The sequence below is a fragment of the Aeromonas sp. 602396 genome (assembly GCF_049173735.1).
GTDB lineage: Bacteria > Pseudomonadota > Gammaproteobacteria > Enterobacterales > Aeromonadaceae > Aeromonas > Aeromonas veronii_A.
On the sequence record NZ_JAAKSD010000001.1, the window covers coordinates 194,625 to 215,079 of the forward strand.

General features: G+C 60.5%; 15 protein-coding genes. 10 read left to right on the forward strand and 5 right to left on the reverse strand.

Going from position 1 to position 20,455, the window contains the following annotated elements:
• Positions 1-47: 47 nt before the first annotated feature.
• Positions 48-1,448 carry an asparagine--tRNA ligase gene (gene asnS / locus G5229_RS00875; RefSeq protein WP_005344365.1) on the reverse strand — a complete coding sequence of 467 codons (1,401 nt, stop codon included), beginning with the start codon at positions 1,446-1,448 and terminating at the stop codon, positions 48-50.
• Between the two features lie 194 nt (positions 1,449-1,642).
• On the opposite strand from asnS, the gene G5229_RS00880 reads away from it, so the two are divergent.
• A complete protein-coding gene (locus tag G5229_RS00880; protein ID WP_216979128.1) occupies positions 1,643-1,993 on the forward strand; it encodes a hypothetical protein in 351 nt (116 codons plus the stop codon).
• 23 nt (positions 1,994-2,016) lie between these two features.
• On the opposite strand, the gene G5229_RS00885 is transcribed toward G5229_RS00880, so the two are convergent.
• Positions 2,017-2,829 (reverse strand): HAMP domain-containing protein, encoded by an 813-nt coding sequence (locus G5229_RS00885; protein WP_216979127.1) that lies wholly within the window; start codon positions 2,827-2,829, stop codon positions 2,017-2,019.
• A gap of 176 nt (positions 2,830-3,005) precedes the next feature.
• A complete protein-coding gene (gene bioA, locus G5229_RS00890) occupies positions 3,006-4,280 on the reverse strand; it encodes an adenosylmethionine--8-amino-7-oxononanoate transaminase (RefSeq protein WP_421208074.1) in 1,275 nt (424 codons plus the stop codon).
• Positions 4,281-4,473: 193 nt separating this feature from the next.
• Here bioA and bioB point away from each other — a divergent pair, with 193 nt between their 5' ends.
• The 5 genes from bioB (at position 4,474) to htpX (ending at position 9,284) form a co-directional block, all read left to right on the forward strand.
• Positions 4,474-5,562, forward strand: a complete 1,089-nt coding sequence (gene bioB / locus G5229_RS00895) for a biotin synthase BioB (protein ID WP_069527881.1) — start codon at positions 4,474-4,476, stop codon at positions 5,560-5,562.
• The gene (gene bioF, locus G5229_RS00900) at positions 5,559-6,755 is read left to right on the forward strand and encodes an 8-amino-7-oxononanoate synthase (RefSeq protein WP_421208076.1); all 1,197 of its coding nucleotides are present in this window, start codon (positions 5,559-5,561) and stop codon (positions 6,753-6,755) included. Before bioB ends, bioF begins: the two co-directional genes overlap by 4 nt.
• Positions 6,748-7,563, forward strand: coding sequence for a malonyl-ACP O-methyltransferase BioC (bioC, locus tag G5229_RS00905; protein WP_421208077.1), 816 nt, complete (start codon positions 6,748-6,750; stop codon positions 7,561-7,563). Before bioF ends, bioC begins: the two co-directional genes overlap by 8 nt.
• A gap of 60 nt (positions 7,564-7,623) precedes the next feature.
• Entirely contained in the window at positions 7,624-8,301 is a 678-nt protein-coding gene (bioD, locus tag G5229_RS00910; protein ID WP_227340888.1) for a dethiobiotin synthase, read from the forward strand.
• A 110-nt stretch (positions 8,302-8,411) separates the two neighbouring features.
• Positions 8,412-9,284 carry a protease HtpX gene (gene htpX / locus G5229_RS00915; protein ID WP_069527876.1) on the forward strand — a complete coding sequence of 291 codons (873 nt, stop codon included), beginning with the start codon at positions 8,412-8,414 and terminating at the stop codon, positions 9,282-9,284.
• A gap of 77 nt (positions 9,285-9,361) precedes the next feature.
• Here the strand turns inward: htpX and G5229_RS00920 are convergent, their stop codons facing one another.
• Entirely contained in the window at positions 9,362-11,074 is a 1,713-nt protein-coding gene (locus G5229_RS00920) for a methyl-accepting chemotaxis protein (RefSeq protein ID WP_266134426.1), read from the reverse strand.
• Positions 11,075-11,298: 224 nt separating this feature from the next.
• Positions 11,299-13,101: an MOSC N-terminal beta barrel domain-containing protein gene (locus G5229_RS00925; protein WP_421208078.1), complete on the reverse strand. Its 1,803-nt coding sequence runs from the start codon at positions 13,099-13,101 to the stop codon at positions 11,299-11,301.
• Between the two features lie 125 nt (positions 13,102-13,226).
• Here G5229_RS00925 and G5229_RS00930 point away from each other — a divergent pair, with 125 nt between their 5' ends.
• From G5229_RS00930 to G5229_RS00945, 4 genes are all read left to right on the forward strand, one after another.
• A complete protein-coding gene (locus G5229_RS00930) occupies positions 13,227-13,979 on the forward strand; it encodes a substrate-binding periplasmic protein (RefSeq protein WP_216954185.1) in 753 nt (250 codons plus the stop codon).
• A gap of 176 nt (positions 13,980-14,155) precedes the next feature.
• A complete protein-coding gene (locus tag G5229_RS00935) occupies positions 14,156-15,802 on the forward strand; it encodes an NAD(P)-binding protein (protein ID WP_421208080.1) in 1,647 nt (548 codons plus the stop codon).
• On the forward strand, positions 15,799-19,374 hold the full coding sequence (gene nifJ / locus G5229_RS00940) for a pyruvate:ferredoxin (flavodoxin) oxidoreductase (RefSeq protein WP_421208082.1): 3,576 nt from the start codon (positions 15,799-15,801) through the stop codon (positions 19,372-19,374). The genes G5229_RS00935 and nifJ overlap by 4 nt, the downstream gene beginning before the upstream one ends.
• 237 nt (positions 19,375-19,611) lie before the next feature.
• Positions 19,612-20,418 (forward strand): hypothetical protein, encoded by an 807-nt coding sequence (locus G5229_RS00945; RefSeq protein WP_421208084.1) that lies wholly within the window; start codon positions 19,612-19,614, stop codon positions 20,416-20,418.
• Positions 20,419-20,455 lie beyond the last annotated feature (37 nt).

A 20,455-nucleotide genomic window follows, 5' to 3' on the forward strand; every position in this document is an offset into this window, starting at 1 on the left:
CCGACCCTGAGGACGGCTTTTGCAATGTAGTGGCAATATGCCGCTGATCAGAACTCGGCGGTACGCGGAGTACGCGGGAACGGGATCACGTCGCGGACGTTGCCCATACCGGTCACGTAAACCACCAGACGCTCGAAGCCCAGACCGAAGCCGGAGTGCGGGACTGTGCCGTAGCGGCGCAGATCGCGATACCACCAGTAGTCTTCCTGCTTCAGCCCCATCTCGGCCAGGCGGGCATCCAGCACCTCCAAACGCTCTTCACGTTGGGAGCCACCGATGATCTCGCCGATGCCCGGTGCCAGTACGTCCATCGCGGCAACGGTCTTGCCGTCGTCGTTGAGGCGCATATAGAACGCCTTGATATCTTTCGGGTAGTTCTTCACTACCACCGGAGACTTGAAGTGCTCCTCGGCCAGATAGCGCTCGTGCTCGGAGGAGAGATCGATACCCCAGGAGACCGGGAACTCGAACTTCTTGCCGCAGTTCTTCAGCACTTCGATGGCATCTGTGTAATCGATCTGGGCGAAGTCGGAGGCGACGAAACGCTCCAGACGGCCGATGGCATCCTTGTCCACGTGCTGGGCAAAGAACTCCAGGTCGTCGCGACGCTCGGTCAGAACGGCGTTGAAGACGTACTTCAGCATGGCTTCAGCCAGCGCGGCGTTATCTTCCAGATTGTTGAAGGCCACTTCCGGCTCCACCATCCAGAACTCTGCCAGGTGACGGCTGGTGTTGGAGTTTTCGGCGCGGAAGGTAGGACCGAAGGTGTAGACCTTGGAGAGGGCACAGGCATAGGTTTCGGCGTTCAGCTGGCCGGATACGGTCAGGAAGGCCTCTTTGCCGAAGAAATCTTCGTTGTAGTCCACCTTGCCGGCGTCGGTGCGCGGCAGGTTTTCCATATCCAGGGTAGAGACGCGGAACATCTCGCCGGCCCCTTCGGTGTCAGAGGCGGTGATGAGCGGGGTCGCTACCCAGACAAAACCCTCTTCGTGGAAGAAGCGGTGGATGGCTTGCGCTAGGCAGTGACGAACCCGGGTCACGGCACCCACGATGTTGGTGCGCGGACGCAGGTGGGCCTGTTCACGCAGGTACTCGATGCTGTGGCGCTTGGCGGCCATCGGGTAGGTATCGGGATCTTCGACCCAGCCGACGACCTTCACATCGGTGGCCTGCAGTTCGAAAGCCTGGCCGCTGCCCTGGGATTCGGCGATGATGCCAGTCACTTCCACGGAGCAGGCGGTGGTCAGACGCAGCACTTCATTCTCGTAATTGGCCAGGGTATTGGGGACGACGGCCTGTACCGGATGGAAACAGGAGCCATCGGAAATGGCCAAAAATGAGATCCCCGCCTTGGAATCACGGCGAGTCCGGATCCACCCTCGTACAGTCAGGGTGGTGCCAACCGCATATTTACCGGTCAGCACATCAACTACGGATGCGTGCGTCATCGAAATATTGTCTCCAGCTTGTTCTTGCAGCGCTATTTGCAACACTAGGGAGTCTGGCCCGGGCACAGATGGCCCACCATGGCAGACTAAGCCGTCAATCTTACCCGCGCGGGTTTGATAAACAAGCAAAAATGTCGGACTCTGGTGGGGTTTTCAGCATGGTTCACCCAAGCAGGGTTCCCTCGGGACAGGAGATGCGAGTGAAAGAGCGGCGACAAGGGCCGGATTGGCTGACACGACTGTTGCGAGCAATGGTGCTGATCTGCTGGTGCGGTTTTATCGTGCTGCTTGCGCTCTATCACTATGCTAGGCCGGAGATTGCATATGGTTTTCTGGTTTACGGCGGCATCAAGGTACGCGATTACTGGGATCCCGCACTCACTCCCTGGTTGGTGCATGGCCTGTGGGGTTGCAGCTTGCTGACCCTGGCTGTACTGCTGCTGGAGCGGCGGCGCAGTCGGCGCAGGGATGATGCCTATCACGTCAATCTGGCGATCCTGCTGCTGATCCTTATTGCTTGTCTGCTGTTCTATTACACCGGTTAGCCGATGCCGGGCGGTGTGGTCCGCTATTCGCCAGGGCGAGCTCCCGGCTTGCCGCCGAGCGGTCGCTTGCCGAGTTGGCGCTCCACGCTGTCGAGCATCTGGTTGTAGGCCACCGCCACCCGGCCAATCTCGTCGCCGTCATCCCCCTCCAGCCGATGACCGAAGTCGTGCAGGTCGGTGGCCTCTTCCATGGAGCGGGTCAACTGGTTGAGAGGGCGCACGATCCAGGTGCGGATGACCCAGAGGGTCAGCAGCAGTCCCATCCCGAAGATGCCGGTGAGAATGAGCGCCGAGGTGAGAATATTCTGCTCGACCCGGGTAAACAGCGAATCGAGGGAGTAGTCAAAGCGCACGGCCCCTAACACAGTGTTCTCCGGCACCAGATGACAGCTGGTGCAGTCGGTGCCGCGAAAATCCTTCTTGGCCAGTAGTGGTCGGGTGACCACCAGACGGCTGTGCATGCCGTTGTGCACCACCTCCAGACTCCCTTTGCCCGCCAGAGCCAGCTCATCAAACTCATCTTTTACCTGTTCTGTCTCCCGTCCTGGCCCGAACTGTTTGCTCACCGCATCGCCACGAACGATGCGGGCATCCTCCACATGGGCGTGGTCGAGAAACTTGCCGCGCAGGGTATCGCGGGCATCCATCTTGCCGGTCAGCATCAGCATGTTGAGGCCATCAAAGTAGGCTTCGGTCTGCTCGCGGCTCTGCTCCTTGATGAGGGTCAGGATGAGATCGCGCTCGCGCACCGCCTGATAGGCTGCGGAGAAGACCAGTACCATGGAGAAGATGAAGAGCAGGAAAAAGTTGATTTTGGCAGCAATGGAGAGGCGCATGAGCAGTCTTTCTTGATGGTAAAACCGCAGCAGTTTACCCCTCTTGAGGCCTCAGGTCTGGTGTTTTGCTCACATTACGGCAAGTGAAACTGCACTGAAGTGGATAAAGTTGCCCTCTTTATATATCAAATGCCGGTAGTCAAACGGGCGGCTGCGATGGCCGCCCGCTGCATGCATTAAAACTCGCCTTCGGTGATGGCCTGACGGATGGCGCCGGTCAATACCCGCAACTCTTCAGGGGTAATGACGAAGGGGGGCATCAGGTAGACCAGCTTGCCAAAGGGGCGGATCCAGGCGCCCAGTTCGACAAACTTGCGCTGGATGCGCGCTACATCCACCCGCTCTTTCATCTCCACCACCCCGATGGCGCCGAGCACCCGCACATCCGCGACCGCCGGGTGCAGGGTCAGCTCTACCAGTTCTGTTCGCAGCTGATGCTCGATGGTGCGCACCCGCTCCTGCCAAGGTGAGGTCAGCAGCAACTCGATGGAGGCGTTGGCCACCGCGCAGGCGAGGGGATTGCCCATAAAGGTGGGGCCGTGCATAAAGACGCCGGCCTTGCCGTCACAGATGGTGCGGGCGACATGCTCGGTGGTCAGGGTCGCCGAGAGGGTGAGGTAGCCGCCGGTAAGCGCCTTGCCCAGACACATGATGTCGGGGCTGATCCCCGCCCAGTCGCAGGCAAACAGCTGGCCGGTGCGGCCAAAGCCGGTGGCAATCTCGTCGGCAATCAGCAGCACGCCGAACTCGTCGCACAGGGCGCGTACCCACTGCAGGTAGCGGGGATGGTAGAAGCGCATGCCGCCAGCGCCCTGCACTATGGGCTCAAGCACGATGGCGGCGATCTCCTCGTGATGATCGGCCATGAGTGTCGCCAGCTCCACCACGCACTGTTCATCCCACTCGGCGTGGAAGCGACAGCTGGGCGCGTCGACAAAATGGTGCTCCGGCAGGAATCCCTTGTAGAGCTCATGCATGCCGCCATCGGGATCGCAGACGCTCATGGCGCCAAAGGTGTCGCCGTGATAGCCGTTGCGCAGGGCGACAAATTTGGCTCTGGGCGTCCCCCTGGCGTGCCAGTACTGCTGGGCCATCTTGAGCGCCACTTCCACTGCCACCGAGCCGGAATCAGCCAGAAATACCCGATCAAGCCCCTTCGGAGTGATCTCCACCAGCTTGCGGCAGAGCTCGACCGCCGGAGCGTGGGTGAGGCCGCCAAACATTACGTGAGACATCTTGCCGAGCTGGGCGGTGGCGGCGGCGTCCAGTTCCGGCACCTGATAGCCGTGCACGCAAGCCCACCAGGAGCTCATGCCATCCACCAATTCACGGCCGTCGCTGAGGGTGATGGTCACCCCTTTGGCGCTGGCCACTTCATAGCAGGGCAGGGGGTGAGTGAGGGAGGTATAGGGGTGCCAGATGTGGTGCAGGTCGAATTCTTGGTTGGTCATTTGTTGTTCTGTTGTCAATTGGTTTGATCTGGTCGGTGTTGACAGTCTACGCGTGCTCTCTACACTAGCCAACAATTTCAGCCACTTGGCACTGCGCATCACCTTGAGCGCGCGGGCCCGGCGGCGGGTTCTGTGGCCGTCCATCCCAAGATGGCGGGCGCAGGATCCCACTAATAACAACCGGAAGCCATGTATGAATGCTCTCACCGCGGGCGGTCACGCCCTTCGTCATGACTGGACCCTCGCCGAGGTTCAGGCCCTGTTTGCCCTGCCGTTCAACGATCTGCTGTTTCAGGCCCAGACCGTCCACCGCGCCCACTTTGACCCGAACGAAGTGCAGGTGAGCACCTTGCTTTCCATCAAGACCGGCGCCTGCCCGGAAGATTGCAAATATTGTCCCCAGAGCGCCCGTTACCACACCGGTCTTGAGGCCGAGCGGCTGATGGAGGTGGAGAAGGTGCTGGAGCGGGCCCGCGAAGCCAAGGCCAACGGCTCGTCCCGTTTCTGCATGGGGGCCGCCTGGCGCAATCCCAAAGAGAAGGACATGCCCTACATCATCCGGATGATCGAGGAGGTGCGCGGGCTCGGCATGGAGACCTGCATGACGCTGGGGATGCTCACCGCCGATCAGGCGGCGCGTCTGGGGGCCGCGGGGCTCGATTACTACAACCACAACCTCGACACCTCGCCGGAGTTTTACGGCGAGATCATCTCCACCCGCACCTATCAGGACCGGCTCGATACCCTGGAGCATGTGCGCAGCGCCGGCATGAAGGTCTGCTCCGGCGGTATCGTCGGTATGGGCGAGCAGGCGAAAGATCGGGCGGGCCTCTTGATGGCGCTCGCCAATCTGCCCCGTCACCCGGAGAGTGTGCCCATCAACATGCTGGTCAAGGTGAAGGGGACGCCGCTGGAGGATCAGGAGAACCTCGATCCGTTCGAATTTATCCGCACCATCGCCGTGGCACGGATCATGATGCCTGCCTCCCATGTGCGCCTCTCTGCCGGGCGGGAGAAGATGAACGAGCAGATGCAGGCGATGTGCTTTATGGCGGGGGCCAACTCCATCTTCTACGGCTGCAAACTGCTGACCACCCCCAACCCGGACGAAAACAGCGACATGCAGCTGTTCAAGCGGCTCGGCATTCGCCCCGCCCAGCGGGCCCAGAAGCCGGATCAGGTTCAAGAAGAGGAGCTGCTGGCCGAGGTGAGTCGCCAGAGCGAGCCCACCGAGATGTTTTATGACGCCACTCGCCCCCGTGCAGGGGCCGCTCGGTCATGAACGGCCCTGCAGTAACGGGCCCCTTTGTGTTGGGCACGGCGCTGGCCGAGCGCGAGCAGGCGGGTCTGCTGCGCAACCGCATCGCGACCGACGGGGCGAGTGGCGGGCGGCTCAGGGTTGCAGGGCGCGACTACCTCAACTTTTCCGCCAACGACTATCTGGGACTGGCGGATCACGGCGCCATCAAGGCCGCCTTCAACGCGGGGATTGAGCGTTATGGCACGGGCTCCGGCGCTTCGCCGCTGGTGACCGGTTACAGTCATGCCCACCAAGAGCTTGAGAAGACCCTGGCCGAGTGGCTCGGGGTGGAGGCGGTGCTGCTCTTCAACTGCGGTTTTTCCGCCAATCAGGCGGTGCTCAAAGCCCTGCTCGGCAAGGATCATCTGCTGTGGCAGGACAAACTCAACCACGCCTCCCTGCAGGAGATGGGCAGCCAGCTCCCCTGCAAGATGAAGCGCTTTGCCCACAACGACATGGCGGCCCTTGAACGGCAGCTTGAGCCAAATCGCGGACTGATTGTCTCGGAAGGGGTGTTCAGCATGGACGGGGATCAGGGCCCTTGGCGCGAGCTCGCAACCCTCGCCGCCCAAAGCGGCAACTGGTTGATGATCGACGATGCCCATGGTCTTGGTGTGCTGGGATCCGAGGGGCGCGGCACCCTGGCGGCACAAGGGGTTCAACCTGCCAGCGTACATATCCAGATGGGCACTTTTGGCAAGTCGCTTGGCGTCGCCGGTGCCTTTGTCGGCGGCAGTCGCGAGCTGGTGGAGTATCTGGTCAACTTTGCCCGCCACTATGTCTACAGCACCCATATGCCCGCCGCGCAGGCTTGCGCGGTCAGCAAGAGCATCGAACTGGTGCGCGCGGCTGATGAGTCCCGCGCCCATCTTGGCCAGCTGATCGCTCGCTTCCGGCAAGGGGCAGAGGCGTTGGGTTGGCAGCTTGGCGCGAGCGATACCCCGATCCAGCCGCTGCTGGTGGGGGAGAGCAGCACCGCCCTGCAACTGGCTGAACGGCTGCGGGTGCGCGGTGTCTGGGCTGGCGCCATCCGCCCGCCCACTGTGCCGGTCGGTACGGCCCGGCTGCGCATTACGCTGAGTGCAGCCCACCGCGAGCAGGATGTGGATCGCCTGCTCGATGCCTTGGGGGTTTGCCCTGCAGCGACAACGGTTGGGGAGGCTTGCCATGGCTGAGCGTTTTCAAACGGTGGACAAGGCGCAGCTCGCCCGTCGTTTCGGGGCGGCGGCCCGTCACTACGACGCCCATGCCCGCTTTCAGCAGGAGGTGGGGCAGGCGTTGATGGAATGGATGCCGAGCAGGCCGGTTGGCACTGATCTGACGGTGAGCGGGCTGGATCTGGGCTGCGGCACCGGCTTTTTCTTGCCCCAACTGGCGAACCGTTGTCACCAGCTGGTGGGGCTTGATCTCGCCCCCGGCATGCTGGCGCAGGCCGCCTTGCGTGGCAGCGGTGCTCGCTTGCTCTGCGGCGATGCGGAGCAGCTTCCTTTCGCCGACAGCGCGTTCGACTGGGTTTTCTCCAGTCTGGCGCTGCAGTGGTGCGAGCGTCCGGCCCAGGCTTTTGGCGAGCTGCTGCGGGTGGTCAAACCGGGCGGCCAGATCTTTTTCTCGACCCTGCTCGATGAGTCGCTCTGGCAGTTGCGAGCCGCCTGGCAGCAGCTTGATGGTCGCGCCCATGTCAATCGCTTCCTCAGCCTGCCACAATTGGAGCAGGCGCTGGCTAGCGCCGGGGTATCTGCTCCCGAGCTGCGTTGTATCACCTGGGATCTCGCCTATCTTGAATTGCCGCAGTTGTTGCGCGATCTCAAGGGGATTGGGGCCAATCAGATCAACGACAATCAAGGGGGCGCCGCCCCGGCCGGTCTGAGCGGTCGCGCCAGATTGCAGCAGCTGGCTCAGGCATATGAAGCATTTCGCCAGCCCGATGGCAGGTTGGTCGCCAGTTATCGGGTGTGTCTCGGTCGCCTCAGCAAGCCTTGCTGAGCGCCGGGAATTGCAGTGTGTGCAGGGCAGTGAGCCACTCCCTGCCAAGGAGAGAACCATATGAAATCATTCTTTATCACCGGCACAGATACCGATGCGGGCAAGACGCTGGTGGCACGCACTCTGCTGCGCGAATTCAGCGCACAGGGGATCCGCTGTGCCGGCTACAAGCCTATCTCGGCAGGGTGTGCCCGAACACCCGATGGATTGCGCAACCTCGACGCTGTTCTGTTGCAGGAGGCGGCGAGTGTTCAGCTGCCTTATGAGGTGGTCAATCCCTTTGCCTATGAGCCGCCGATTGCGCCCCATATCGCTGCCAGCGAGGCGCGCCAGCCCATTACCATGCAGGGGCTGAGCGAGGGGCTGCGCAAGATTGAACAGGCAGGGGCCGAGCTTGCAGTAGTGGAAGGGGCGGGGGGCTGGTATCTGCCGCTGGATCGCAAGCATCTGCTGTCGGATTGGGTGAAGCAGGAGAACATGCCGGTGATTTTGGTGGTGGGGGCCAAGCTGGGCTGTCTCAACCATGCACTGCTCACCTTTGCTGCCATTCGCAACGATCGGTTGCCAGTGGCGGGATGGGTTATTAATCGCCTTCACAGTGCCATGAGCCACTATCAGGAAAATCTGGACACCCTGAGGGGGATGTTACCGGCCCCGTTTCTGGGGGAAATTCCCTTTATAAACAATCCATTTGAGGCTGATTTGCAGGGGCGGCTTGATATCTCTCCGCTCTTGTGACGTCACATTCAGCGAACATTCATCGAGTCTCCCTAAAATTCATCCATAACATGGAGATAGGGAGGTCGAGTGATCTCTCTCCGTGTCTTTAATTCTCACAAGGAGTCTATATGAAGCGAATTATGCTATTCCTGGTGACCAACCTGGCCGTCATGCTGGTGCTGGGGGTGGTACTCAATATCCTGTTCTCGGTTCTGGGGATCAACAAGTCCAGCATTTCCGGGCTGTTGATGTTCTGTGCCGTGTTCGGTTTTGGGGGTTCCTTTATCTCCTTGCTGATGTCCAAGTGGATGGCCAAGCGCAGCTATGGCGTCCAGGTCATCGAGCAACCCCGTAACGAGACCGAGCACTGGCTGGTGAGCACTGTTGCCCGTCAGGCCCGCGAAGCGGGTATCAAGATGCCGGAAGTGGGGATCTACGACTCTCCCGAGATGAACGCCTTTGCGACCGGCGCCCGCCGAGATGATTCGCTGGTGGCGGTCTCCTCCGGCCTGCTCTACAGCATGAGCCGTGACGAGGCGGAAGCGGTACTGGCCCACGAGGTGAGCCACGTTGCCAACGGCGACATGGTGACCCTGACCCTGATCCAGGGGGTGGTGAACACCTTCGTGATGTTCTTCGCCCGCATCGTGGCTGGCGTCATCAGCAACTTCTTCAGTTCCAACAACGAGGAAGAGAGCAGCAGCACCGGTGGTTTTGCCTACATGATCACCGTGTTTGTGCTGGAGATGTTGTTCGGCATTCTGGCCTCCATCATCGTCATGTGGTTCAGCCGTCAGCGCGAGTTCCGTGCCGATGCCGGTGCCGCCAAGCTGGCAGGTCGCGACAAGATGATTGCCGCCCTTGAGCGCCTCTCCCGCGGTGCCGAGCCGCAGCTGGAAGGCTCCATGATGGCCTTTGGCATCAACGGCAAGCGCTCCATGAGCGAACTGTTCATGAGCCACCCGCCCATTGAGCAGCGTATCGCCGCCCTGCGTGGTTGATAGATACTGAATGACAGGGGATAACCCCGCATAAAAAACGGCTGCCTTGGGGCAGCCGTTTTGTTTTGCAGCCTTCTTTAAAGCTTGAAGTGCCCCATCTCCTGGCGCAGCACCCGTGACAGCTGCTTGAGCTTGGCTGCCTCTTGGGACACGTGGCGGGCGGCATCCCCCGATTGTTCCGAGAGGGAGGTGATGTTGCCGACGGTAGAGACCACCTCGTTGGCGGCGGTGGACTGCTCGCGCAGGGTGTGGCTGATCTCTCCCATCAGACCGGTGAGATTGGAGGCGTGGCTCTGGATGCTGGCGATTGCCTGCCCGGTCTGGTTGGCCAGTGTGACCCCGCGGGAGACGTTGTTGACCGTGTTCTCCATGCTGCGGATAGAGGCATCCGCCCCGCTCTGGATCTTGCTGATCATCCCGGTGATCTGCTGGGTCGAGGCCGCCGAGCGGCTGGCCAGATTGCGTACTTCGTCGGCAACCACCGCAAAGCCACGTCCCTGCTCACCGGCCCGCGCCGCCTCGATAGCCGCGTTGAGGGCCAGCAGGTTGGTCTGATCGGCGATGCCGCGGATCACGCCGATGATCTCCGAGATCTGCTGGGTATGGCTGTTGAGTTCTGCGATGGTGCTGGCTGCTTCACCGACCGTGGTGGAGATATTCTCGATGCTGCCAAGCGTCTCCTTGATGACCCCGGAGCCCTCCTCCAGCGTGTCGGCTGAGACCTTGCTGAGCTCGTCTGCATGGCTGGCATTGTCGGAGAGGTGGCTGATGCTCACCACCAGCTCTTCGATGGCGGCGGCCATGGTCTGGGTACTGGTTTGCTGATCGGTGGCGAACTGGGCGGTCTGCTCCGCTATCTGGGCGATGCTGTCGGCCGAATTGGACAACTCCTCGGTGGAGTGGGATACCTTGCCGATGATCCCCTTGAGGGTGCTCTGTGTGGTGCCAAGCAGGCCGATAAGACTCTCTTTCGAGCCTTGGGGCACCTTGATGGGGCGGGAGAAATCCCCTTCCGCCAGCAGATGGAGATCGGTCTTGAGCTGTTCGACCGAGGTGCCCACCAGATCGAGCAGGGAGCGATAGGTGCGCCAGAGGAAGAACATCAATACCAGGCCCAGAGCGATAAAAAGGTAGCGCAGCATGTCGGTATTGGCGGTGGCACTCTCGACCGCCTCCTGGTTGCGCCCCTCCATCATCACGTAGAAATCGTCGATGGGTGACATGATGCGACCCTTGTTCTGGTGATAGGCCTTGTCATGCATCATGGCGATGGCCTTCTGCTGGTTGGCGGCCAGATCACCGTCCGTCTGCTGCACCAGTTTGAAGGCAGCCACCTCGGTGTTGACCAGTGCATCCGAGTTGTTCTTGGCCTCGTTGAGCTTGGCGAGTTCAGCATCGGTGAAACCGGCATCCTTCATCAGATCGATCAGGCCGCGGCGAACATTGCTGTCGGGGCGAGGATTCTGGCCGTTGGCCGCGACAAAATCCCAATAGATACGGTTGTAGCCATCCGGTCTCGGCTGTTCGCCGTTGCGAATGGCCAGTATCCGCATGTACTGCTGCTCGTAGGCTGGATCCTTGGTGATGACGTAGGTGCGACCGAGTCGGGTCAGGTCATCGGAGGATTGGCGCAGCTCGTCGGCCAGCAGGTAGGAGAGATATTGTTGTCGATAACTCTCTTCCAGTTGTTTACCCGCCCAGCTGTAGGCGAAAAACACCAGTGACAGCAGGATCAGGGTGATCACGGAGAGCAAGAGGTTGAGTTGAAAGGCGGGTTTGTTCTGTTCCATGGTTTGAGCGTCCTTATTCTCACCGGGTAACCCCCTTGGTCAGACGGCAAAGGCCGCTACGTCGGAGGGGTTTTGTTGTTATTGCTGTGAGTATAGAAGTCATCGTCGGCATGGTTGCGCAGGCGGGGCGAGAAAGAGACGAGAATGGAGGAACCGCGGGTCGACAGGGGGGAAAAGGTCGGCCAGGATCGGGGCCCAGCCAGCCTTTTCGTGGCTCGATCACCTTATTTGATGACGATGTCTGTGAGCGGTACGGCGCAGCAGGTGAGGATTTTGCCCTCTGCCCGCTCGGCGGCACTGATGGCGGGGGCGTCGGGGTGATCCACCTCGCCCGAGATCAGCGTCTGTTTGCAACTGCCGCAGATCCCGGCGCGGCAGCTCCAGGGCAGCTCTACGCCTTGCTTGTTGGCCTGATCCAGCACAGTGCCCTGATTGTTGCCGGTAAAGGCTTGGGCGCCGATACGCAGTTGTACCGCCTGATGGGGGCGGGCCACCGAGAGAATGGCGCCGCCAAAACTCTCCTGTTTGATCCGTGCGGCCGGAACGCCGAGGGCCGCAACTTTGGCGGCAGCATCGGCCATAAAACCGTGGGGGCCGCAGATAAAGACCTCTTTTTCGGCCAACCCTTTGACCAGTCGCAGATGCTCATCATTGAGTCGCCCTTGCAGCCCCTGCCAGTGATTGTCCGGCTGGCTCAGGATAATGGTGAGGGTCATGCCCTGCTGCGCCATGGCGTACAGTTCGCTGGCGGCGGGAATGTCCGCTTCACTGCGGCACAGGTGCATAAAGTGAACCTCTTCCAGCTCCCCGCGTAGCGCCAGGGTGCGGGCTATCGCCAGCATGGGGGTGACGCCGGAGCCTGCGGAGAGCAACAGGAGGTTGCGCTCGCGGCCTAGGTGAAAATCGCCAGCGGGGTTGGCGGCCAGCAGCCGATCACCCACCTGCAACTGCTGGTGCAGCCAGTGGGAGATGCGGCCACCCTTCACCTTCTTGACGCTGATGCCGTAACGCTCCGGGTGATCCGGCGTGGAGCTCAGGGTATAGCGCCGCTGGATCCGTTCATTTTTGATATCGAGGCTGATGGGCAGATGCTGGCCCGGCAGGTAGTCGGGCAGAGGCTCGCCATCGGCTGCTTCGAACCAGAAGGTCTCCAGAGCCCGCGCCAGCGGTTCGCGGGCCATGCAGACCAGCTCCCGCTTCTTCGGCGCGGCGGCGGGATAGACCACCGGACGGGTGCGCTCCAGCACTTCTATCTCGCTGCCTGCCTCAATCCAGCCCTCGTTCAGCGCCACCAGATTCTGGCCGAAGTAGACCTCGCCATCCTCGCCACGGCGGTAGCGGGTAAGGGTGGCCAGCGGCTCTTTCAGGGCGTTGAAACGATCGGTGCCCGCTTCCACCGTGGTCATGATGCAGCGGCTGCAGGGCTTGACCACTTTAAATTCCACTTCGCCGATGCGGATGCGCACCCAGCTGTCCTCCTCGAAGGGCTGGGTATTGCTTGCCACCAGATTGGTGCGGAACTGGCTCATCTGGTGCAGCGCATCGGAGCGCAGATTGAGATCCTCAAGGGAAGCCTGGCTTATCAGCAGCAGCGGATAACCGTCGGCAAAGCTGACCCGGGTGCCGGTCTTCTCGCGAAAGCGATCAGAGGTCTCACCCAGCCAGAGTAGTTGCACCGTTTCCCCTGCCACCCGGCTCAGCCACCCATCGGCTTTGGGGTCGGTGTGCAGGGCGGTGAAACGGTCGCTCCAGACTCCGGTAGCTTGCGGGGCGCAGCTGAAGTCGGCCTCTTGCAGGGTGAGCGGTTCAAAGCCCGGATAGCGCAGTTGCAAGCCTCCTTCGATGGGGGTGGCCACGACCTGTTGCAGCTGGGGATGGGTACGGGCGGTGATAAAGGTGCCGTCCGGTTTGACCACCATGTAGCGGCGATCCCCTGCCAGTCCCTCTTCGGTCACCCGGGCGCGAGCCAGCGGCATACCTGCAGTCGATTTGATGGGGTAGAGGTGAATGCTGTCTAGCCTGGGCATCTTCATATCCTTGTGACGCGGCGCGATCGCCTAGAAAAAGGGGAACATAACGGTTCCCCGGCGATCCGGCAATCCTTTCAAGGGGGCGGTCTATAGTTGGGAAAAGAGAACAAGAGGGCATCGGGATGAAAATAAGCTGGTTGCTGGCGGGGAGCCTTTTTTGCCACGGGCTCTGGGCGCAGGAGCTGACCCTGACCACGGGAGAGTATCCCCCTTACTGCTCCGAGACGCTGAAATATCAGGGGCTTATCCCCCATGTGGTGAGCGAGGCATTCAGGAGTGAAGGGGTGAGCGTCAAGTTCCAGTTTCTGCCCTGGAAGCGGGCCTTTCGCTTGTCGGAGGAGGGAGTGGTGGATGGCACTGTCCACTGGTATGAGTCGAGCGAGCGGCGCAAAACCCATCTCTACAGCGATCCCATCCTGAGCGAAACCTACGTCTGGTTCTATCTCAAATCAAACCCGCTGGAATGGCGTGGCTATCAGGATCTGGCGGATCGCAAGCTGGCTGCGGTCAGTGGCTATACCTACAATGCAGATTTTTTTGCAGCCATCGCGCAGGTGCCGCTGCAGGTGCAGTTCGTCACCCGGCTGCGCCAGAGCTTTGATCTGCTGCTCTCCGGCCGCGCCGACCTGACCCTGGAGAACATCGATGTCGGCTACTACTCCCTGCGTCAGTTCTACCCGGCCAGCACGGTCGATCTCTTTGCAACCCATTCAAAACCCGTGATGAAAGTTGAAGGCCACCTGCTGATCAGCCGCAAGCGTGCCAACGCTGACGAGCTGATCAAAACCTTCAATCGGGGGCTCGCCAAACTGAAAGCCAGCGGTCAGCTGGAGAAGATGTTACTTGAGTCACGTTCTGGTCTCTATGAACCATAAAGTGCAACATTTTTTGATCCTGATTCGCTAATCAGTACAAAAAAGCGGCCATTATCGACTCAGTTCCCAGTTTCTAACGCTTTCGCTTCTTCCCCATCCGGCCACCGTCCGCTTCGGCTACACGGTATCAAGCGCCATCGGGTGGGGCCTGTCACACAAAAAGAAGAAAGCAATGTATGAGCAAACAACTGGACATGACCCCATTGCCGGATCTCTCCCTGAAAACGGGAACAGGCCCGGTGCGTACCCGGCTACCCGTTTGGCGGCCGGCCCTGCCACCCTGCAATCACGCCTGCCCGGCCGGAGAAAATATCCAGGCCTGGCTCTCTTTGGCGCAGGCCGGCCGTTTTGAGGCGGCCTGGCAGACCCTGATCGAAGAGAACCCCTTGCCCGCCATCCATGGCCGGGTCTGCTATCACCCCTGCGAGAGCGCCTGCAACCGCGGTCAGGTGGATGAATCCGTCTCTATCCACGCCATCGAACGCTTCCTCGGCGACGAAGCGCTGGCCCGTGGTTGGCAGCCTGCGCCACCTGCCCCTGCCAGCGGCAAGAAGGTGCTGGTCATAGGCGCTGGTCCCTCAGGTCTCTCCTGCGCTTGGCACCTCAACCGGCTCGGTCATCAGGTGGAGATCCGCGAAGCGGGGCCGCTTGCTGGCGGCATGCTGCGCTTTGGCATTCCCGCCTACCGTCTGCCCCGCGACGTGCTGGATCGGGAGGTGGCCCGCATCGTGGCTGCTGGTGTCACCCTGACCCTCAACCACAAGGTGGAGGATGTGCTGCGCGAGCGCGACGAGGGGGGCTTTGATGCCGTCTTTATGGCCATCGGCGCCCATCTGGCCAAGCGGGTCGATATTCCGGCCCGGGAAGCGGGCAAGATCCTCGATGCGGTGAGTTTCCTAGAGCAGGCCAGTCTGGCCGAAGAGCAGGGCTTGCCGCCCCCCAAACTGGGACGGCGGGTAGCGATTTATGGGGGTGGCAATACCGCCATGGATGCGGCCCGTACCGCCCGCCGTTTGGGCGTTGAAGAGGCAATGATCATCTACCGCCGCGACCGGGACCATATGCCTGCTCACGCCTTTGAAGCCGACGAGGCCGAGGAGGAGGGGATCAAGATCAACTGGCTGCGCAGCATCCGCCAGCTCGACAATACCCATATCGAGGTGGAGGTGATGGCGCTGGATGCCGAGGGCAAGCCGGTGCCCACCGGCAAGTTTGAAACTCTCGAAGCGGACTCCCTTATTCTGGCGCTCGGTCAGGAGGTCGACCTCTCGGTGCTGGAGAGCATTCCCGGCGTGCGGGTCAACAAGGAGGGAGTGGTGCAGGTAGCGGGTAACCTGATGACGGATGTGCCGGGTTTGTTTGCGGGCGGCGACATGGTGCCCTCCGAGCGCACCGTCACCATCGCCACCGGCCATGGCAAGAAGGCGGCGCGCCATATGGATGCCTGGCTGCGCGGTCGCCACTACCAAAAGATGGTCTCCTACCCGCTGGTGGGGCCAGAGCAGTTGCAGCTCTGGTTCCAGACCCACGCTCCGGCCAGCAGTCAGCCGGTCAAACCGGCGTGGGCGCGGGATGACTTTGGCGAGATCATCGGCGGGCTGGATGAGGTGGCCGCCCGCTACGAGGCGGCGCGCTGCTACTCCTGCGGCAACTGCTTCGAGTGCGACGGCTGCTATGGCAGTTGCCCCGAGCAGGCCATAGCCAAGCTGGGGCCGGGCAAGGGGTATCAGGTGGATGCCGAGCGCTGCACCGGCTGCGGTGCCTGTCATGATCAGTGCCCTTGTCACGCCATCGAGCTGCGCCAACCACAGGAGTCCCTATGAAACATGAATTGATCATGGTCGACGGTAACGAAGCCGCGGCTCGGGTGGCGTACCAGCTGAGCGAAGTGTGTGCCATCTACCCCATCACCCCGAGCTCGACTATGGCCGAACTGGCCGATGCCTGGGCGGCAGAAGGGCAGACCAACCTGTGGGGCAACATCCCCACCGTGGTGGAGATGCAGAGTGAAGGGGGGGCGGCCGGCACGGTACACGGCGCCCTGCAGGCGGGGGCGCTCGCCACCACCTTCACCGCCAGTCAAGGGCTGATGCTGATGCTGCCCAACATGTACAAGATCGCCGGTGAATTGACTTCGGCGGTGTTCCATGTGGCGGCCCGCTCGCTGGCGGCGCAGGGGCTGTCGATTTTTGGTGACCATCAGGACGTGATGGCGGCGCGCAGCACCGGCTTTGCCATGCTCGCCTCCGGCTCGGTGCAGGAGGCGCAGGACCTGGCCTTGGTCGCCCACAGCGTCACCCTGCAGTGCCGGGTGCCCTTTATCCACTTTTTCGACGGCTTTCGTACCTCCCACGAGGTGAACAAGATCACCGCCCTGCATCGGGATGAGATCCGGGCGCTGATCGACAACGATTGGGTACGCGCCCACCGTGCGCGGGCCCTCAACCCGGATCATCCGGTGATGCGCGGTACCGCCCAGAACCCGGATACCTATTTCCAGTCCCGCGAGAGCGTCAACCCCTTCTACGAAGCGGTACCGGCGCGGGTGCAGCAGTGCATGGACAATCTCGGCGAGCTGACCGGCCGCCACTACCGGCTGGTGGAGTACCACGGCGCGCCCGATGCCACCGACGTCATCGTACTGATGGGCTCGGGAGCGGCCACCGCCCGCACGACTGTGGATTGGCTCAATCAACAGGATCGCAAGACCGGGGTCTTGGTTGTGCGCCTCTATCGCCCCTTCCCGGTACAGGCGCTGCTCGATGCGCTACCGCAGAGCGTGCGGCGCATGGCGGTGCTGGATCGCACCAAGGAGCCGGGGGCGGGCGGCGAGCCGCTGCTGCTGGATGTGCAGAGCGCCCTTATCGACGGTTTGCAGCGCGGCCTTATCAAGCGGCTGCCCTGGCTGAGCGGCGGTCGCTATGGCCTCTCTTCCAAAGAGTTCACCCCCGCCATGTGCGCGGCGGTGTTCGAGGAGTTGGCATCCGATGCGCCGCGCCCCCGCTTTACGGTGGGGATTGTCGATGATGTGTCGGGCCTCAGTCTGGCCTGGCACCCCATCGGCGATCTGGAGCCTGCCAGCCGGGTGCGGGCGCTCTTCTTCGGCCTCGGTGCCGACGGCACGGTGGGCGCCAACAAGAACAGCATCAAGATCATCGGTGAGCTGGAGGGCTTCCACGCCCAGGGCTACTTCGTCTACGACTCCAAAAAGTCGGGCTCGCGCACCGTCTCCCACCTGCGCTTTGGCCCCGAGCCCATCGACGCCCCCTGGCTTATCGAGCAGGCGAGCTTTATCGGCTGCCATCAGTGGGGCTTTGTCGAATCGGTCGATCTGCTGGAGCACGCCGCCGAAGGGGCGACCCTGCTGCTCAATGCCCCCTACGAGGCTGACAAGGTGTGGGGCCAGCTGCCCGAGCGGCTGCGTGCCCGCATTCGCGCCCTCGATATCCGCCTCTACTGCATCGATGGGGATCGGGTGGCCGAGCAAAACGGCATGGGCAATCGCATAAACACCATTATGCAGACCTGCTTTTTCGCGCTGGCCGGAGTCTTGCCGCGGGATGAGGCCATTGCGCTGATCAAGGAGAGCATCGAGAAGAGTTATGCCCGCAAGGGGCCCGAAGTGGTTGAGCGCAACTTCGCGGCGGTGGATGACACTCTGGCTCATCTCCATCAGGTGGCCATCCCGGCCGGTGAGGAGCAGATCAGCGACTATCCGCTACCGCTGGCACCGGGTGGCAGCGAGTTTGTCCAGCGGGTCACCGGCGAGATGCTGGCGGGGCGTGGCGATCTTATTCCGGTCTCCATGTTGCCGGTGGATGGCACTTACCCCACCGCCACCAGTCGCTTCGAGAAGCGGGATATCGCCCGCGAGATCCCGATCTGGCACTCCGATATCTGCATCCAGTGCGGCAACTGTGTCTTTGTCTGCCCCCACGCGGCGCTGCGGGCCAAGTTCTACCATCAGGACTGGCTGGCGACCGCCCCCGAGGCAGCCCAGTCGGTGCCCGTTACCGCCAAGGGCTTCCCCGACAGCCGCTACACCCTGCAACTCTATCCGGAGGATTGCACCGGCTGCGGTCAGTGCGTGCAGGCCTGTCCGGTGCGGGTCGGGGCCGATGAGGAACACGAGGGCGAGCGCGCCATCACCATGATGGACAAGGCGCCCCATCTGGCTGGCCAGAAACAGGCGCTGCGCTGGTTCGAGAGTCTGCCGTGGCCTGCCCGCGAGCGGGTGGATTTCTCCACGGTGCGCGGTGCCCAGTTCCTCGAACCCCTGTTCGAGTTCTCCGGTGCCTGCGCCGGCTGTGGCGAGACTCCGTATCTCAAGCTGCTGACCCAGCTGTTTGGCGATCGCATGCTGGTGGCCAATGCCACCGGTTGCTCCTCCATCTACGGCGGTAACCTGCCGACCACGCCGTGGGCCAAGAACGGGGAAGGGAAGGGGCCGGCCTGGTCCAACTCCCTGTTCGAAGACAACGCCGAGTTTGGCTTTGGTTTTCGTCTCACCGCCGATCAGCATCACGGGCAGGCGGTGGCGGCCCTTGAAGCGATGAAGGGGGAGCTGGGGGAGGCATTGGTCGAGTCGCTTATCAACGCCCCGCAGCGGCTGGAGTCGGAGATCCGTGCCCAGCGTACCCGGGTCGCGCAAGTGCGGGAGCGGCTGGAGGAGGTGAAGTCCGGCAAGGCCCGCGAGCTGCTCTCCTTGATTGATCAACTGGTGCGCCGCTCGGTCTGGATTATTGGCGGCGATGGCTGGGCCTATGACATCGGCTCATCGGGGCTCGATCATGTGCTCGCTTCCGGCCGCGATGTGAACGTGCTGGTGATGGATACCGAGGTCTACTCCAACACCGGCGGCCAGATGTCGAAATCGACCCCGCTCGGCGCCGTCGCCAAGTTCGCGGCGGGAGGCAAGACGCTGGCCAAGAAGGATGTGGCGTTGCAGGCCATCTCCTACGGCAACGTCTATGTTGCCCGCATCGCCTTTGGTGCCAACCCGCAGCAGGCGCTGCAGGCCTTGCGTGAGGCCGAAGCCTATCCGGGCCCGTCGCTGATCATCGCCTACAGCCACTGCATCGCCCACGGTATTGATATGGAGTTTGGCCTGACCCAGCAAAAACGGGCCGTGGCCTCCGGTCACTGGCCGCTGATGCGCTACAACCCGGTATTGCGCAGATCGGGGCAGAACCCATTCAGTCTCGACAGCCTGCGTCCCTCCATCCCCCTTGCGGAATACCGGCAGGAGGAGACCCGTTATCGGGTGCTGGCCCAGAGCCATCCGGAGGAGGCTGAACGGCTGATGCAGGTGGCACAAAAAGTTGCGTGGCAGAAGTGGGCCACCTATGAGGAGATGGCCACCCGCGAAGCCAGCCATTTCCATCCGCCGGTATGAGGATGGGGTGAGTGAAATATAACCAAGCGGGCCACTGGCCCGCTTATTGTCTCGGGAGACTATTGGATGTCACTCCTCACTATCTGATAGCAACTACAGGCGTTGTGTTGGTGAAATCAAAAATGATGTGTTGATATGTTAGAGGAAGCTGGGCAGGATATATGCGGAAAAAACAGACCATTACATTAATTCTTTAACTTAAAACCGGAAAGCTTAACATTATCACGCAAGGTAAAAATGGAACATTTATTAGAAGATAAGAATATATCATTGGCACATGACGTGATATTACCCAATGTGCAGTTGGCTGAAGGGGGAAGTAAGATTACGATTCTATCCTCTCAAGGTTGCTTTAATGGCTACAATATGCGAGTTCCACCTCCAGAGTTTGAAGCTCTTATGTTTTTCAATTCTCTTGATGCGGCTGTAAAAGCAGAAATATTAAAGAAAGGTATTAAAGTACAAAAGTCAAATTTTGACAAATTGCCTGAAGTGGACTCTTCGGGAGAAAATATGAAATTATTTTTCGCAATGTGTCAGCAAGCAATGGCAGCTATCACATTTTCAATCGGAGCTATAGAATCATGGGTTAACAAGTCATTTATTTTATACGGAACAGAAAATGGCAAGGTTTCACAACTGAAACTAGAGCGACCTGGCAAGCCGGATAGAATTATTGCAGCTGACAAAATTGCATCTGATCCATCAATACCTATTAGGCCAAAAATTTTCCAACTCGCTCCACAGATCTTCAATGTCCAGCCTCTTAAAACTCATAGCACTTTAAGAAATGCTGTTGCCGATATTGTAGATGAGAGAAATATTGTAATGCATATGCAATCTAGCTTGTCCATAAATAATATGGAGTTAGATAGGGTTAGTTATGCCGTAAAACTATACAAGATTAGTGCTTTAAATGGGCCGGAGCAGGTTTTAAAATACTTAAACTATATCTATCAAAATTCGGCAATATCTTCACCGTCTTGGTTGGAAATTGCAAATAATGAATTAAAGGTGGTTAGGAAAAAGCTTAAGTCATTATAAAAATATCACGGTTGCACTTAGATAACTTAGCAGTTTT

What these genes read in the sequence shown, in the direction of transcription:
- bioF (WP_421208076.1), top strand. Translation starts at nt 5,559, where the DNA reads ATGAACGGCCCTGCAGTAACGGGCCCCTTTGTGTTGGGCACGGCGCTG.
- nifJ (WP_421208082.1), top strand. Translation starts at nt 15,799, where the DNA reads ATGAAACATGAATTGATCATGGTCGACGGTAACGAAGCCGCGGCTCGG.
- G5229_RS00935 (WP_421208080.1), top strand. Translation starts at nt 14,156, where the DNA reads ATGAGCAAACAACTGGACATGACCCCATTGCCGGATCTCTCCCTGAAA.
- bioC (WP_421208077.1), top strand. Translation starts at nt 6,748, where the DNA reads ATGGCTGAGCGTTTTCAAACGGTGGACAAGGCGCAGCTCGCCCGTCGT.
- G5229_RS00880 (WP_216979128.1), top strand. Translation starts at nt 1,643, where the DNA reads ATGCGAGTGAAAGAGCGGCGACAAGGGCCGGATTGGCTGACACGACTG.
- bioA (WP_421208074.1), bottom strand. Translation starts at nt 4,280, where the DNA reads ATGACCAACCAAGAATTCGACCTGCACCACATCTGGCACCCCTATACC.
- G5229_RS00945 (WP_421208084.1), top strand. Translation starts at nt 19,612, where the DNA reads ATGGAACATTTATTAGAAGATAAGAATATATCATTGGCACATGACGTG.
- bioB (WP_069527881.1), top strand. Translation starts at nt 4,474, where the DNA reads ATGAATGCTCTCACCGCGGGCGGTCACGCCCTTCGTCATGACTGGACC.
- G5229_RS00920 (WP_266134426.1), bottom strand. Translation starts at nt 11,074, where the DNA reads ATGGAACAGAACAAACCCGCCTTTCAACTCAACCTCTTGCTCTCCGTG.
- G5229_RS00925 (WP_421208078.1), bottom strand. Translation starts at nt 13,101, where the DNA reads ATGCCCAGGCTAGACAGCATTCACCTCTACCCCATCAAATCGACTGCA.
- htpX (WP_069527876.1), top strand. Translation starts at nt 8,412, where the DNA reads ATGAAGCGAATTATGCTATTCCTGGTGACCAACCTGGCCGTCATGCTG.
- G5229_RS00930 (WP_216954185.1), top strand. Translation starts at nt 13,227, where the DNA reads ATGAAAATAAGCTGGTTGCTGGCGGGGAGCCTTTTTTGCCACGGGCTC.
- asnS (WP_005344365.1), bottom strand. Translation starts at nt 1,448, where the DNA reads ATGACGCACGCATCCGTAGTTGATGTGCTGACCGGTAAATATGCGGTT.
- bioD (WP_227340888.1), top strand. Translation starts at nt 7,624, where the DNA reads ATGAAATCATTCTTTATCACCGGCACAGATACCGATGCGGGCAAGACG.
- G5229_RS00885 (WP_216979127.1), bottom strand. Translation starts at nt 2,829, where the DNA reads ATGCGCCTCTCCATTGCTGCCAAAATCAACTTTTTCCTGCTCTTCATC.